This is a genomic window from Pseudomonas sp. MWU16-30323, from assembly GCF_020515595.1.
Taxonomy (GTDB): Bacteria; Pseudomonadota; Gammaproteobacteria; order Pseudomonadales; family Pseudomonadaceae; genus Aquipseudomonas; species Aquipseudomonas yamanorum.
Genome location: NZ_JAIWYM010000004.1, coordinates 1 through 15,999, shown reverse-complemented (window position 1 = coordinate 15,999; position 15,999 = coordinate 1). Strand labels below are relative to the sequence as shown.

11 protein-coding genes are annotated in these 15,999 nt (G+C 62.1%); 3 read left to right on the top strand and 8 right to left on the bottom strand.

Going from position 1 to position 15,999, the window contains the following annotated elements:
* Nucleotides 1-49: 49 nt before the first annotated feature.
* The 5 genes from LIY45_RS06585 to LIY45_RS06565 all read right to left on the bottom strand — a co-directional run bounded on the left by LIY45_RS06585 (nt 50) and on the right by LIY45_RS06565 (nt 6,827).
* A complete protein-coding gene (locus LIY45_RS06585) occupies nt 50-1,042 on the bottom strand; it encodes a ribose ABC transporter permease (RefSeq protein ID WP_226475737.1) in 993 nt (330 codons plus the stop codon).
* Entirely contained in the window at nt 1,008-2,516 is a 1,509-nt protein-coding gene (locus LIY45_RS06580; RefSeq protein WP_226475736.1) for a sugar ABC transporter ATP-binding protein, read from the bottom strand. Before LIY45_RS06580 ends, LIY45_RS06585 begins: the two co-directional genes overlap by 35 nt.
* Nucleotides 2,517-2,579: 63 nt before the next feature.
* Nucleotides 2,580-3,506 (bottom strand): substrate-binding domain-containing protein, encoded by a 927-nt coding sequence (locus tag LIY45_RS06575; protein ID WP_017475204.1) that lies wholly within the window; start codon nt 3,504-3,506, stop codon nt 2,580-2,582.
* A 948-nt stretch (nt 3,507-4,454) separates the two neighbouring features.
* Nucleotides 4,455-5,897: a mechanosensitive ion channel domain-containing protein gene (locus tag LIY45_RS06570; RefSeq protein WP_214498989.1), complete on the bottom strand. Its 1,443-nt coding sequence runs from the start codon at nt 5,895-5,897 to the stop codon at nt 4,455-4,457.
* 63 nt (nt 5,898-5,960) lie between these two features.
* A complete protein-coding gene (locus tag LIY45_RS06565) occupies nt 5,961-6,827 on the bottom strand; it encodes a pirin family protein (RefSeq protein WP_134326231.1) in 867 nt (288 codons plus the stop codon).
* Nucleotides 6,828-7,014: 187 nt separating this feature from the next.
* On the opposite strand from LIY45_RS06565, the gene LIY45_RS06560 reads away from it, so the two are divergent.
* Entirely contained in the window at nt 7,015-8,121 is a 1,107-nt protein-coding gene (locus LIY45_RS06560; protein WP_226475735.1) for an efflux RND transporter periplasmic adaptor subunit, read from the top strand.
* Between the two features lie 2 nt (nt 8,122-8,123).
* The gene (locus LIY45_RS06555; RefSeq protein WP_226475734.1) at nt 8,124-11,195 is read left to right on the top strand and encodes an efflux RND transporter permease subunit; all 3,072 of its coding nucleotides are present in this window, start codon (nt 8,124-8,126) and stop codon (nt 11,193-11,195) included.
* Between the two features lie 151 nt (nt 11,196-11,346).
* Here LIY45_RS06555 and LIY45_RS06550 read toward each other — a convergent pair whose 3' ends face one another.
* The 3 genes from LIY45_RS06550 to LIY45_RS06540 form a co-directional block, all read right to left on the bottom strand.
* Entirely contained in the window at nt 11,347-12,576 is a 1,230-nt protein-coding gene (locus tag LIY45_RS06550; protein ID WP_017475209.1) for a M20/M25/M40 family metallo-hydrolase, read from the bottom strand.
* Between the two features lie 69 nt (nt 12,577-12,645).
* Complete coding sequence (locus LIY45_RS06545) at nt 12,646-13,704, bottom strand: diguanylate cyclase (protein ID WP_226475733.1); 1,059 nt, start codon at nt 13,702-13,704, stop codon at nt 12,646-12,648.
* Between the two features lie 79 nt (nt 13,705-13,783).
* Entirely contained in the window at nt 13,784-14,419 is a 636-nt protein-coding gene (locus LIY45_RS06540; protein WP_226475732.1) for a LysE family translocator, read from the bottom strand.
* Nucleotides 14,420-14,549: 130 nt separating this feature from the next.
* Between LIY45_RS06540 and LIY45_RS06535 the strand changes: the two genes are divergently transcribed.
* Entirely contained in the window at nt 14,550-15,953 is a 1,404-nt protein-coding gene (locus LIY45_RS06535; RefSeq protein WP_226475731.1) for a PLP-dependent aminotransferase family protein, read from the top strand.
* The last annotated feature ends 46 nt before the right edge of the window (nt 15,954-15,999 follow it).

Genomic DNA, 15,999 nt, shown 5'->3' with positions numbered 1-15,999 from the left:
GCATGAGAGAACCCATCGCGGCCACCATGGCCGCGTGGAGATAACCGGTTTACTTGTGGCGCTGACGGCTGATAAAGATCGCCAGCAAAATGATCCCGCCCTTGATCACGCTCTGGACGTAGGGCGAGACCCCGAGCATGTTCAAGCCGTTGTTCAACACCCCCAGCAACATGGCGCCGAGCAAGGTGCCGACGATTACCCCGCGCCCACCGGCAATCGAGGCGCCGCCCAGGACCACGGCGGCAATCGCGTCGAGTTCAAACGACACCCCGGCATTTGGCTGGCCGCTCATCAAGCGCGAGGTCAGCACCAGCCCGGCAATCGCGGCGGTAAACCCGCTGATGCCATACACCAGCAACTTGAAGCGCGCCGCCCGCACACCGGACAGGCGCACCGCTTCCTCGTTGCCGCCGATCGCGTAGATATAGCGGCCGATGCGGGTGTGCTGCAGCAGCACATAGGCCGCCAGGTACGTCACCAGCATGATCAGGATCGGCACCGAAATACCGAACAGGCTTTCGCGGCCAAAGAAGCCGAACCACTCCGGCAAACCGGAAATCGGGTAGCCGTCGGTGTACATCAGGCCGAACCCACGGGCGATGCCCATGGTCGCCAGGGTGACGATGATCGGCGGCATGTGCAGGTAGGCGACAAACAAACCGTTGCCGATGCCGAAGGCCACGCCGACCAGCATCCCCGCGCCAATCGCCAGGCCCGGTGGCAAGCCTGCGACCATCAAGCCGGCGGTCAGGGTGCCGGACAGCGCCATCACCGGCCCCACCGACAAATCGATGCCGCCGGTGAGAATCACGCAGGTCATGCCCACCGCGATAATCGCGTTGATCGACACCTGGCGCGCGATGTTCGACAGGTTGTTGGCCGTCAGGAAGTTATCGCTGGCGAAGATCATCACCAACGTCACCACCAGCAGCCCGACAAAGGGATAAAACGCCGGTGAGCGAATCAGCCGCGCCAGGTTCAGGCGCAGCCGGCCAGGCGTCACGGCATTAATGGACATATTCACTTGAGCCCCCTGTTGCATGGCGCATGACCTCTTGAGGATTGACGGCGGACGCTTCCAGTACCTTGACGATGGCGCCCTTGTGGAACACGGCGACGCGGTCGCACATGCCGATGACTTCCGGCAGCTCCGAGGAAATCATGATGATTGCGTAGCCTTGTTCGGTGAGGCTGCGCATCAGCGCGTAGATCTGTGCCTTGGCCCCGACGTCGATGCCACGGGTGGGTTCGTCGAACACCAGCACGTCGCAGTGATGGTTGATCCAGCGGGCAATCACGACTTTCTGCTGGTTGCCGCCGCTGAGGTTGAACACCCGGCTCTCGCCGCTGGGGGCCTTGATCGACAGCTGGCGCATCAGCGCTTCGACGCTGGCACATTCCTTGTCTTTGTCGATCAGGCCGCTGGCGTTCTGGTATTTGGGCAGGTTGTTGAGGGAGATGTTTTCGCGAATGCTGAAATCAGTGATCAGCCCTTCGGTCTTGCGGCTTTCCGGCAGCAGGCCGATACCGTGGGCCAAGGCCTGGGCCGGGTCGTCGAGGGTGATTTTTTCGCCCCGCAGCCATACGTCTTTGCTCACCGACGGCAGCGCGCCCATCATGCCCAGCGCCAATTCCGTACGCCCGGAACCCACCAGGCCGGCAAAGCCGAGAATCTCGCCCTTGTGCAATTCAAAATGGTTATGGGGACCGTTGCGCACCAGTTGGATGTCCTTGACCTCCAGCAACAGCGGCCCGCGTTCGCGGGTGGGCTTGGCCGGAAAACTGCACTCCAGGCGGCGGCCGACCATCATTTCCACCAGGCGGTCGATATCGCTGTCGGCCACATCGGTGACGCCCACATTGCCGCCGTCGCGCAGCACGCTGATGCGGTCGCACACCTGGAAAATTTCCTCCAGGTGATGGGAGATAAAAATCACCGCCACGCCCTGGCGCTTGAGCTCACGCATGATCTCGAACAGCAGCTCGGCTTCGCTCGGCGTCAGCGTGGCGGTGGGTTCGTCGAGCACCAGCAGCCGCGCATCCAGGGCCAGGGCCTTGGCGATCTCGACGAACTGCTGCTCGGCCACACTCAGGTGCTTGACCGCGCATTGTAGGTCAATGCTGACGCCGAGGCGCTTGAACAACGCCTCGCTCGCCTCGATCATTTCGCCCTTGCGCAACAGGCCGAAGCGGTTGCTCAGCTCATGGCCGAGGAAGATATTTTCCACTGCCGTGAGGTAGGGAATCAGGCTGAATTCCTGGAACACGATGCCGATACCGGCGGCAATCGCATCACGGTACGTCGCGAACTGCCGGGCCTCGCCGTCGATCAGGATCTGCCCTTCGTCCTGGTGCTCGACCCCGCCAAGGATCTTCATCAAGGTCGATTTTCCTGCACCGTTTTCCCCGAGCAAGGCATGAATCTCGCCGCGCTGCACTTCCAGGTTGATCGCCTTGAGGGCTTGCACCCCCGGGTAGCGCTTACAGATATTTTCCAGCTTCAGAAGACTGCTCATACCGCCGACCTCGCATTCAGATGGATGACCTGTGCCCCACGCCTGGCGTGGGGCCTGGGTGTTTTACCAACTGAAATCCTTGGCCTTGGCCTGGTCGATCAGGGTGATGTCCACCGGGATCGTGGCCGGTACTTGCGAGCCCCATTTCTTGGCCAGGGCGATGCCCAGGGCCAGGCGAATCTGGTCACGGGGGTATTGCGCGGAGGTGGCGATGAACTTGCTGCCGGGTTTCTGGATGGCCTTGATCGCTTCCGGTGCGCCGTCGACGCTCACCAGTTTGACGTCCAGGCCACTGGCTTCGATGGCGGAGAGTGCACCGAGGGAGCCGTTGTCGTTGACGCTGAAAATGCCCTTGAGGGTGGGCTGGGCCTGCAGCATGTTTTCGGTGACGGTCAGCGCCTGGTCACGTTCCTGCTTGCCGTTCTGGATGCTCACGATCTTGATGTCCGGGTGCTTGGCCACGGCCTCTTTGCAACCGCGCACGCGCTCCAGGATCGGTACAACGGCGATGCCGTCGAGGATAGCGATATTGCCCTTGTCGCCGATGTTCTTGGCCAGGTATTCGCAGGCCTGGAAGCCGGCGTCGAAGTTTTTCGAACCGACGAAGGAGTCCAGTGGGCCTTCGGCTTGGGCGTCGACGGCGACCACGACTACACCGGCGGCGTGGGCGGACTTGACGGCTGATTGCACGCCGACCGAGTCGGTGGGGTTGATCAGCAGGATATCGATGCCTTTTTGCAGCATGTCTTCGACGTCGCTGACCTGTTTGGACACGTCGTGGCGGGCGTCGGTGATGATCAACTGCGCACCGATGGTCGCCCCGGCTTCCTGCAGGGCGTCTTTCATGGTGACGAAGTAAGGGTTGTTGATTTCCTGGAAGGACGCGCCGATGCGGATGGGGGCGGGTTTGGTGTCGGCCAGTGCCAGGCCAGAAGTGCCAAGATTGATGCTCAGAGCCAACAAACACAGGGTTTTCGGAAGCATTTTCATGGTGGGGATCTCTGTTTTGTTTTTATTTTTAGAGCAAATGTTATCGTTAACATTTTGTAAGAAGCTAGCAAAGAAATGGGGGGGTCGCAAGGGGTGTTTGATCGGTGGGGGGGGTGTGGTGTGCATATCCGTTGCTGCGGTAACGGCCACTTAGGGTTCCGCCCTTACGGCGGCTCACTTTTGAACAGCGCAAAAGTAAGCAAAACGCTCTTGCCCCACCACTCGGCACCTCGCTTAGGCTCGGAGTGCCCTCACTCCGGCTTTGGACCGTGGGCCGCCGCGATGGGCCATCCTTGGCCCAGCGCGGCTAACCCGGCGTCCTGCCGGGTTACCCACGCTCCAAAGCCTGCGTTCGGCCAGCGTGGTTTAACGGGGCGCCTAAGATCAAGATCAAAAGCAAAAGCACAGCGGCCTCCCGGCCGGCTTGAGTGTTGAAGCGCAAAATCAAAAGCTAAAGCGGGCACGGTCCAAATGTGGGAGCTGGCTTGTCGGGTCGCCGCATCGCTGCGATGGCATCACCTCGGTGTGCCTGATGTACCGAGTTGTCTGCATCGCAGGCAAGCCAGCTCCCACAGAAAAGCAGAGCTGCATCAGCTTCAGATTTGGCTTTCGCTCTGGATCTTGCCTTTGCTTTTAACACTCAAGCCGGCCGGGAGGCCGCTGTGCTCTTGCTTTTGATTTTGATCTGACTGCCCCAATAAGCCCGAGGCCGAACGCAGGTATTGCGGAGCGGGTAAACCGGCAGGACGCCGGTTTAGCCGCGCCGGGCCATGGATGGCCCGTCGCGGCGGCCCGCTTCGCGGTGCCGGAGTGAGGGAACACCGAGCCCCAGCGAGGTGCCGACAGGCGGGGCAGAGCGTTTTGGTTACTTTTGCGCTTTTCAAAAGTGACCCGCTGTAAGAGCGGAACCATAAGCAGCCGTTACCTAAATAACGGATATGTACCCCGTCAAGCCCGACTCCGCAGCCACTGCATAAACCCCTTCTTAACCGGCACCACAGGCGCCTCCTGGGTCAAACTCTGAGCCGCATGCAACCTGAAATCCAGCAGGCTTTTCATAGCCTCACTGATGTCATGCCGAGCATCCAGACAAGGCTTCAGATACTCCTTCTCAATCCGATACAACGTACAAAACGTCTTCGCCGAAAAGTCCGCAGGCACACCCTGCTCCGACAAAATCCCAGCCTCACCAATCACCTCCCCTGGCCCCATCCGCCCGGCTTCAAACTTGTGCCCCGCCTTGGTCAACATCACCGAAATCACCCCGGACTCAATGATAAACAGGTGATCACTCACCTCCCCCGCCGGCAAAATCATCTCCCCGGCGCGAAAGGTCTGCAGCGTCATGTTCTGGCTGAACGTCTCCTTCTCCTCCTGCCTCAAGGTCGAGAAAATAGACGAACTCTCCAACAACGCCCGAGCCCGGGAAACCGCCACCGGCGCATTGCTCTCGGCCGCCGACAACAAACTCACCCCCGCCGCCTGCAAATGCCGAAACGCCAAATCATAAAGCTGATTACGCACCTCACGCTTGAGCGTCATCGCCGGCACAAACCCGCTGATCTCATACTCCACACCACCACTGGCCGACGTCTTGAACGCCACACTCGGCGCAGGCTTGGCCAGCAACGGCCGACACCCCTGCATCGCCCGCTCCAGCGCGTCCAGCACGGTTTGCGGCCGCGCATGGGGGCTGACCTGCAGACTGACCGCCAGGCCAAACATGTCCGCCGGACGCGAGAAGTTGATGATCTTGGCCTTGGCCGCCAGTGAATTGGGCACCACCGCCAGGCTGCCCTGGGAGGTTTGCAGTTGGGTGGCGCGCCAGTCGATGTCGATCACCCGGCCTTCGGTGCCGTCGATGGAGATCCAGTCATCCAGTTGGTAGGGTTTGGTGGTGTTGAGGACGATGCCGGAAAACACGTCGCTCAAGGTGCTTTGCAACGCCAGGCCGACGATGATCGCCACCGCGCCGGAAGTGGCCAGCACGCCCTTGACCGGCAGGTCGAGCACGTAGGCCATGGCCGCGATGATCGCGATCAGGAAGATCACCGCGCCCACCAGGTCCTGCAACAGCCGCCCGGTGTGGCCGACCCGCTGCATCATCACCGCGCCGAGCAATACCGTGAGGGTACGTGCCGCGAACAACCACCAGCCGATCTGGAACGCCGTCGCCGCCAGGTGCAGCGCGACGTTGTCGCCGAACGGCGCGACCTGCATCGGGTTCATGCCTTCGTTGAACAGCACGGCGCTGAACACCGCAAAGATCACCAGCCGCGCCGCCAGCTTCCAATTGGCGAAATCGGCAGAGATCAGGCGCCATACGGCGATGTCGATCAGCACCAGCGCCAAGGCACAGAACATCGGGTGATCGGAGATAAATGAGGGCATTCAGGCGACTCCAGGGCGAATGCCATGAAGATCGCATGAAATGCCTTTGGAGGGTATAGCGCCCTAGCGCTGCATCTGCCCGAATTGCCCGGACTGATAGTCAGCAAACGCCTGGTGGATTTCCTGCTCGGTGTTCATCACGAACGGGCCGTGACCGACGATGGGCTCGTCGATCGGCTCGCCGCTGAGCAACAGCACCATGGCGTCGTCGCTGGACTCGAGGCGCAGTTGCGTGCCATCGCGCTCAAACAGTGCCAACTGCCCTTCCCGCGCCACCTCGGTTGCGTTGATCCGCAGCGTGCCGCGCAATACCACCAGCGCGGTGTTGCGCCCGGCATGCAGGTCCAGCGTCACCGAACGGCCGGCGTTGAGGCGCATGTCCCACACGTCGATCGGCGTGAAGGTACGGGCCGGGCCCTTGACTCCGTCGAACTCGCCCGCGATCAGGCGCAGGCTGCCGGCGTTGTCGGCCAGGGGCAGCGTCGGGATATCGCCATCGAGAATGGTCTGGTAACCGGCGTCGGTCATTTTGTCCTTGGCCGGCAGGTTGACCCACAACTGGACCATCTCCAGAGCGCCGCCGCTGCGGGCAAAGGCCTCGGAGTGAAACTCCTCGTGGATGATGCCCTTTGCCGCAGTCATCCATTGCACATCGCCCGGGCCGATGGTGCCGCCGGCGCCGGTGGAATCCCGGTGCTCGACTTCGCCTTTGTACACGATGGTCACGGTTTCAAAGCCGCGATGGGGATGCTGGCCCACGCCGCGACGTTGCTCGGTCGGGGTGAATGCCGCAGGACCGGCGTGATCCAGCAACAGGAACGGGCTGATCTGCTTGCCCATGGTGTCGTAGGAAAACAGCGTGCGAACCGGAAAGCCGTCGCCGACCCAATGGCCGCGTGGGCTGGTGTAGATGCCGATGATCTTTTTCATATGTGTCTCCAGTAATGGATACACCTTAAATCCGATACCAATTCAGCGCTAGACGGCAAAACCGACCCTGATCGTCCCATCAGTGGAACAAAGATCCGGGGGCTGGATTAATTTATATTTCAGCCATAATATGGCGACAAATATTACGTACGTAATTTTTAGCTCACCCCGCCCCACGGAGCCCGACATGAACCCTCTCCCCCTGCGTCTTCTCACGCCCCTGGCCCTGTTAGCGGTACTCAGCGGCTGCAACAACAAGGCCGACCCCGTCGCCGAAGCGCCCCTACCCCGCCCGGTACTCGCTGCCAAGGTCGAAGCCGCCGGCAGCCAGCAAAGCGCCTACACCGGCGTAGTGGCCGCACGCACGGAAAGTGACTTGGGGTTCCGCGTCAGCGGCAAGGTGATCGAGCGCAAGGTGGATCCCGGCCAGCACGTCAGCCGTGGCGACACCTTGCTGGTGCTGGATATCGGCGACTTCGAACTGGCCCTGCGCTCGGCCAAAAACCGCGTCAATGCGGCCCAGGCGCAACTGCGTCAGCGCCGGGATGACGAATCCCGCTACCAGCGCCTGGCGAATACCGGCGCGGTGTCGCGGCAGATTTTCGACCAGTCCGCGACCAATCTGCGGGTAGCCGAAGCCGAACTGGCCTCGGCGCAATCCGACGCCAGCCAGATCGAAAACCGCCGCACCTATTCAGTACTCAAGGCCGACAGCGACGGCATCATCACCGACGTGCGGGTAGACCGCGGCCAAGTGGTGGCCGAGGGGCAAGTGGTGGCGCGCCTGGCCCACGACGGCGCCCGGGAAGCCATCGTCAACCTGCCGGAAAACCAGCGCGACCAGGCCTCGCAAAAAGCCCTGGCCTTCCCCTTCGGCGCTCCCGAACAGGCCGTGACCGCCACCTTGCGCGAGCTGTCCGCCAGCGCCGACCCGACCACCCGCACCTACCGTGCCCGCTATGTATTGCACGGCCCCGTCGACCGCTTTGCCCTCGGTTCGACCATCACCGTGCGCCTGCAAGGTAACGGCCAGGCGCAACAGACCCGTGTGCCCATCGGCGCACTGCAGGATGCCGGCAAAGGCACCGGTGTGTGGGTGATCGGCGCCGACGACAAAGTCAGCTTCACCCCGGTCAACGTCGCCAGCCTCGGCCAGGAAGACGCGTTGCTGGACAGCGGCGTGAGCCCCGGCCAAGTCGTCGTCGCCCTTGGCGCGCACCTGCTGCACAGCGGTGACGCGGTACGCCTGTTGCCGGCCCAGGTATTGGCCCTCAACCGTCAGCAGGAACCCTGATAATGCGCGGGATCAACCTCTCCGAACTGGCGGTCAAGCATCGCGCGGTTACGCTGTTCCTGATCATCGCGATCCTCGCCGCCGGGGTCTTTGCCTTTGGCAAACTGGGGCGCGCCGAAGACCCTTCGTTCACCGTCAAGGTCATGACCATCACCGCCGCCTGGCCCGGCGCCACCGCCCAGGAGATGCAGGAACAAGTGGCCGACCGCCTGGAAAAACGCCTGCAGGAGCTGGACTACTACGACCGCGTCGAAACCATCGCCCAGCCGGGTTTTGTCTCGATGCGCATGACGTACCTGGAGTCCACTCGCCCCAGCGAAATCCAGGACCTATTCTACCAGACCCGCAAGAAACTCAGCGACGAAGCCGCGAAGTTACCCAAGGGGGTGATCGGGCCGTTTTTCAACGATGAATACTCCGACGTGTACTTCTCCCTGTACGCGCTGGAGGCCGAGCACCTGCCTCACCGGCAACTGGTGCAAATGGCCGAGGACATGCGCCAAGGCTTGCTCAATCTGCCGGGGGTGAAGAAGGTCAACATCCTCGGCGAGCAGGCACAGCGGATCTTCGTCGAGTTTTCCTATGAGCGCCTGGCCACCTTGGGCATCAAGCCCGAACAGATCTTCGCCGCCCTCGCCGCCCAGAATGCCGTGGCGCCTTCAGGCTTTGTGGAGACTGCCGGGGCACGCGCCTATATCCGCATCGACGGCGCCTTCGACAGCCTGGCGCTGATCGAAAATGTCCCGCTGGAAGCCAACGGCAAGCTGCTGCGCATCGCCGATGTGGCCACCGTCAGCCGAGGCTATGAAGACCCGCCCAGCTACCGCATCCGCCATCAGGGCGACCCGTCGCTGATGCTTGGGGTGATCATGGAGAAGCACTGGAACGGCCTGGAACTGGACAAGGCCCTCAAGGCCCAGGAAGCGAAAATCCAGGCCGACCTGCCGCTTGGGGTCAACTTCGCCAAGGTCTCCGACCAGGCGAAAAACATCAGCCTGGCGGTCAACGAATTCATGCTGAAGTTCTTCGTCGCCCTCGCCGTGGTGATGGTCATCAGCCTGCTGGCCCTGGGGTTCCGGGTCGGGCTGGTGGTGGCGGCCGCCGTGCCGCTGACCTTGTCGATCGTGTTTGTGATCATGCTGATGACCGGCCGCGAGTTCGACCGGGTGACCCTGGGGGCGTTGATCATTTCCCTGGGCCTGCTGGTGGACGACGCGATCATTGCGATCGAGATGATGGTGGTCAAACTCGAAGAAGGTTTTGACCGGATCCACGCGGCCACCTTTGCCTGGAGTTCCACCGCGGCACCGATGCTCACCGGCACCCTGGTGACAATTATCGGCTTCCTGCCGGTGGGTTTCGCCCGCTCGGGTGCCGGGGAATATGCCGGGAATATTTTCTGGATCGTCGGCTTTGCGCTGATCGCTTCGTGGCTGGTGGCGGTGGTGTTCACCCCGTACCTGGGGGTCAAACTGCTGCCCCACATCCAGCCGGTGGTCGGCGGCCACGATGCGATTTATGCCGGGCGTTATTACCAGAAACTGCGCCGCCTGGTGGACGCTTGCGTGCGTAGACGCTGGCGGGTCACCGGGCTGGTGGTGGCCGCCTTTGTGCTGTGTGGCCTGGGCATGGGCGTGGTGAAGAAGCAGTTCTTCCCCAACTCCGACCGCTCCGAGCTGATTCTTGAGGTGTACATGCCGCCGGGCAGCGCGTTCAAAAGCACCGAGGCAGTGGCGGCGCAGGTGGAAAAGGCACTGATGGAGGAGCCGCAAACCGTGATGGTCGACACCTACGTCGGTGGTGGCGCGCCACGGTTTTTCCTGTCGCTGAACCCCGAGTTGCCGGACCCGGCCTTTGCCAAGCTGATCGTGCAGACCGCCGACGCCCATGCCCGGGACGCCCTGAAAAAACGCATGGCTGAACGCATCGCGGCAGGCGAATTTCCATCGGCGCGGGTGCGGGTCACCCAGTTGGTATTCGGCCCGCCGGTGCCGTTCCCGGTGGTGTTTCGCGTGTCCGGCCCCGACCTGAATGTACTGCGCAGCCTGTCTGAAGAGGTGCGCCAAGTGGTCGCTGCCAACACCCTCACGCGGGACAGCTTCCTCGACTGGGGCGAGCGCGCCAGCAGTTACCGGCTGGTGCTGGACCAGGACCGCCTGCGCCTGCTGGGCTTTACCCCCGACGGGGTGAAATCCCAGCTCAATGGGTTGCTCAGCGGCAATCCGATCACCGAAGTACGCGAAGGCAATCGCACCGTTTCAGTGGTCGCCCGCTCCCAGGGCAGCCAGCGCGAAGACCTCGGCAACCTGGACAACATGACCCTCACCAACAACGCCGGCGTGTCGGTGCCATTGGCCCAGGTCGGGCATTTCCAGGCGGTGATGGAAGAACCGATCCTAAAACGCCGCAACCGTGCGCTGACCGTGGAAGTGCGTGCCGATATTGTCGACGGCACCCAGCCGCCGGATGTGGAAATGGGGGTGTACAAGGACCTGCAACCCCTGATCGCCAAGCTACCGGCCGGGTATCAAATCGTCATCGGCGGCCCGGTGGAGGAAAGCGCCAAGGCCAACGTCGCCCTGGCGGCGCTGTTCCCGATCATGATCCTGCTGACGTTGACCGTGATCATGTTCCAGGTGCGTTCGTTCGGGGTGATGTTCATGGTATTCGCCACCGCGCCACTGGGGCTGATCGGGGCGGTGCCGACGTTGCTGCTGTTCAACCAGCCGTTCGGGTTCAACGCCATATTGGGGCTAATCGGGATTGGCGGGATTCTGATGCGCAATACGCTGATCTTCACCGACCAGATCCGGCAGAACCAGGACCAGGGCATGGTGATTCGCGAAGCGATCATCGAAGCCACGGTGCGCCGGGCACGGCCGGTGATCCTGACCGCGCTGGCGGCGGCGTTGGCGTTTATTCCGCTGACGTTGTCGGTGTTCTGGTCGTCGCTGGCGTATGTGCTGATTGGCGGGGTGCTGGTGGGGACGGTGTTGACGCTGCTGTTCCTGCCGGCGTTGTGCAGTTTGGTGTTGGGGCGGGAGAAGACCCGGGAGCCGGTGATCGCAACCTGACCTCACTCACACCACAGAACAGTGTGGGAGCTGGCTTGCCTGCGATGGCGGTGTATCAGTCAAAGCATTCATGACAGACAATCCGCTATCGCAGGCAAGCCAGCTCCCACATGTTGATCTGCTTGCACAGAGGCTCAGGGGTGGTTTCAGATCAGCGCTTGGACAGCTCCATAATCATCCGGCTCAGCAGATAAATCCGCGGCGCTACACTCTCCACCTCGGCATATTCCTCAGGCGTGTGAATATTGCCCCCGACAATCCCGAACCCGTCCAGGGTCGGCGTACCCACGCCAGCCGACAAGCTGGCATCCGCCGCCCCGCCGCTGCCTTCAATGGTCAACTTGCGTCCCAGCTCGCCATAAATCCCCTGGGCAATCGCCACCAGTTTGTCCGACTCCGGCGTCTGCGGCATTGGCGGCAGGCCACGGTGCAGGCTGGTGGTCACTTCAGTCTCAGGGATCAGCTTGTTGGCCGAGACTCGCGCCAGGTCTTTCTCGATCCGGTCAAACTCTTCCGGCAACGCCGCCCGCACATCGGCCTTGGCAGTGGCCTGGTCCGGGATCACGTTGACCCGGTCGCCGGCGTTGATCACGGTGAAGTTGATGGTGGTTTTCTTCTCGGCATCCCCCAGCTTGCCCAGTTGCAGGATCTGGTGCGCGGCTTCCATCGCCGCATTGCGCCCCAGCTCCGGAGCCACGCCGGCGTGGGCGGCCTTGCCCTTGACCTCGACCACGGCGGTGGCGCTGCCTTTGCGCCACACCACCAGCCCATCCGCCGGGCGACCCGGCTCCAGGTTGAGGGTCACGTCATGGCCCTTGGCAGTGTTGCGGATCAGCTCGGACGCGCCGTCGGTGCCGGTTTCTTCGCTGGCGTCCAGCAGGAAGGTGATTTGCGCGTAGTCCTTGAAGCCCTGGTTTTTCAGGACTTTCAAGGCGTAGATGCCGGCGACGATGCCGCCCTTGTCATCCATCACGCCCGGGCCATAGGCGCGGCCGTCCTTGATGTGGAACGGCCGGGCAGCCGCCGAGCCTTCCTTGAACACGGTGTCCATGTGGGCCATCAGCAGGATCCTGGCCTTGCCGGTGCCTTTGAGGGTGGCGATGACATGGCTGTTATGGGCCGCGGCATCCGGCACCAGCTGGATGCTGAAACCCAATTGCTTGAGCTCGTCGACGGCGATGTCACGCACTTGGGTCAGGCCCGGCTCGTAGCCGGAGCCCGAATCGATATTCACCAGGCGCTCCAGCAGTTTCAAGGCATCGGCCTTGTACTGCTCGGAATCGGCCTGGATCTGTTTGTGAGGTTCGGCGCTGAAGGCCGGCATGGCGAACGACAGCGCCAGGGTGGCTGCCAGCAAGGTACGCGGGAAGTTGAAGAGCATGAACCGATCCTTGTTTTTTGTTGGAAGGTAGCGCTCCACCCTACCTGACAAAAAACAATTTGTTGATCCTCAGATCGACCTCAGCCAACTTCCCTGCACCGAACTGACCCGGTTGCGCCCGCCGCTCTTGGCTTCGTACAGCGCCTGGTCGGCGTCGTTCAGCCAACTGGTGGCATCGCCGTGGGCCGGTCGATACGGCGCCAGGCCGATACTCAGACTGGCGCGCAAGGTCGGGTCCTGTGCGTAGGCCAGGGAGTTGAAGCGGTCACGCAGGGCATCCATCACTTCGGTAGCGCGGTTCAGGGGCATGTCCGGCAGGATCACGCAGAATTCATCGCCGCCATAACGCCCGGCCAGGTCGGTGGCCCGCAGGTTCTGGCGCAGCACTTTGCTCAATTGGCGCAGCACGATATCGCCGGTGACATGGCCGTAGGTGTCGTTGATGGTCTTGAAGTGATCGATGTCGATCAGCGCGATAGCGGCGCCCTGCTGGTCGCGGCGGCAGCGCTGGAACTCGATTTCCAGTTGATCTTTCCAGGCGCCGTGGTTGAGCAGGCCCGACAGGCTGTCGGTGCGGCTCAGGGCCAGCAACTCGCGCTTGTGCCGGGCCAGGGTGATCGCTTGCCGGTAGCAGATCCAGCCCAGGGCCAGGGGATAGAGCATCAGGATCGGCAGGCAGGCGTAGAGCTGCACTTCACTGGTCAGGACCGTCACCGCCGGGGTAAACACCAGCATCGAAGCGCCGATCCCCAGCGCCTGGGCCACCCAGCCGGCGAGCATGAAGCGCGGGCCGCCGATGGCGACGTTGTTCATGGTCATCATCGACAAGGTGGTCACGCTGGGCAACGGGTTGAACTGCATCGAGCCGACCCAGAAACCGCCGCAGAACGAGTCGAACAGCAAGTTGCGGTGTTCCGAGCGCAGGGAGTTCTTCGAGTACCGCGACCATTGGTACGCCACATGCGGCCAGATGAACGCGTTAGCGATCATCACCCCCCAGACCCAGGCGGGTTTATCCAGCGGGTAGATGGCGGCGGCCACGCAGATGAACCCAAGGGTTAATCCCAGGACGCGCGACTTGTACAGGCGTGAAGCGAGCGAAAGTCCCTTTCCTCCTGCGGCTGGCATGATCTGGCTTGATCCTGAATGAATGCCCGAAGTCTATCAGGGCAACGGCAGATCGCCACTACCACTCATAAGCTGGCCTTCAGTTGGAAAAGCCCCGGGCTAGCATTAACGCAACTCCCAGCAACAGCACCGCCGTGGCTCGTTGCAACAACACCCGGCGCTTGGGGTTCTCCAGGACGTGCTTGATGCGCTGACCGAAGTAGCAATACAGGCAGCCGCTGGCGAATTGCAGCAGCAGGAAAGTCAGGCCGAGGATCGCGATGTCGGTGGCGGCACTGCCCTGGCCGATGGCGGCGAACTGCGGGAACACGGCGCTGAACAGGATGATCGCCTTGGGATTCGACAGTCCGGTCAGCAGGCCCTTGCCGAAAAGACTGCGGGCATTTTCCGGGGTTGCGTCGGTGGTCTTGATTGTCACGCCGCTGCTGGTCCATTGCTTGTAGGCCAGGTAGAGGATGTAGGCCACGCCCACCACCTGGATGATCCGAGTGATCAGCGGGTAGTCCTTGATCAGTTCGGAAAAGCCCACGGCAAAGATCAGGATCGAGATCAGGTAGGACACACTCGCCCCGAACTGCGCCGGCAGGGAGCGGCGCAGGCCATCTTTCAAGCCGAGGCTGAGCAACAACAAGGTCATGGGGCCGGGGCTGAACGCCAGGGTGGTGCACAACAGCAGGAAATACAAAAACGAAGACAGCGTCAGTGCGGTGGCCATGGCGTGGAATTTCACAGCAGGAAGTGAGGTTCGCAGTCTAGGGCGCACGGGGTGCCTTAGGCAGGTAAACTCCACGGATATATGCGCAGACTTTACCGGTAAAGTTGGCGGCAAACTTAAGGACAGTGTGATGCCCATTCCTGCGATTCACTTTCATGACCGAGCGCCCAAGGTGCAGCAGATCGTCGATGCCCTGGCCCATGCGATTGAGCAAGGCGAGTTGGCGGCCGGTAGCAAACTGCCGTCGGTGCGTGAGTTGGGGGCCTTGTTGGGCGTCGGAAAATTCACCGTGAATGAAGCACTGGATCGCCTGCGCGGGCGTCACCTGCTGACCTCCAGCCAAGGCCGCGGGCACTTTGTCGCCAGCAGCCTGGCGCAGCCGTCGTCCAGCACCTGGGTCGACTTGCTGCCCCAGGACCTGCTCAGCGTACTGCGCCGCCCCCTGGTCATGGCCCAGGGCGACCTGCGCCCCGGCGGCGGCCACCTGCCGGAAGACTGGCTGGATTCCGACGTGTTGCGCCAGGCCATGCGCAGCGCCGTGCGTGCCCCCACGTTGCGCATCGCCGGGCTGGGCACCCCGGCGGGCCTGCTGCCGTTGCGCCAGGCGTTGCAGCAGAAGCTCCATGGTGAAGGGTTGTCGGTGCCGGTTGAGCAGATCATTACCACACCCAACACGGTGCAAGGGCTGGACATGCTCATGCGCCTGCTGGCGCGGCCTGGGGACACGGTGTTGCTGGATGCGCCGTGTTATTTCAACTTCCACGCGAACCTGGCGTTGCATGGGGTCAAGGTGGTGACGATAGCGCGCCGGCCTGACGGGTTTGATTTTGTCGCGCTGGAGCAGTTGCTGGCGGAGCATCGTCCCAGTCTGTATCTGACCACCAGTGTGTTGCATAACCCGACCGGGCATTCGTTCAGTCCGAGCCAGGCGTTTCGCTTGCTGCAGCTGGCTCGGGAGTATCGCTGCCATATCGTCGAGGATGATCTTTACGGGGATTTGCACCCCAACCCGCCGCCGCGTTTGGCGACGTTGGCGGGGTTGGAGCAGGTGACGTATCTGTCGGGGTTTTCGAAGGTGCTGACGGCGAATGCGCGGGTCAGTTATGTGGTGGCGGCGCCGCAGTTGGCGGCGAACTTGACCAATATGAAGTTGATGAGCGGCGGGATTACGTCGGAGTTGTTTGAGCAGATTGTGTATCGGCTGTTGAGTGAGGGCGGGTATGCCAGGCATCGCAAGCGCATGGTTCAGCGGCTGCTGGAGGCTGGGGGGCGGGTTGAACAGTGGCTGCGGCGTTGTGGGTGTGAGTTGCCGATGGGGTTTGAGGGGGGGATGTTTATCTGGGCGCGGTTGCCGGCGGGGGTTAATGGAGAGCGGCTGGCTGAGGCCGGGTTGAAACGCGGGATGGTGTTGGCGCCGGGGGCGTTGTTTGGGTATGAGCCGGGGTTGCGGGATTTTATGCGGTTTAATGTGGCGCATTGTGATGAGGCGCGGGTTCAGGTTGAGTTTGAGGGGTTGTTGCTGTCGCAGGTGTAGGCTGGGTTTGGGGTGTATATCCGTTATTTGGGTAACGGCGGCTATT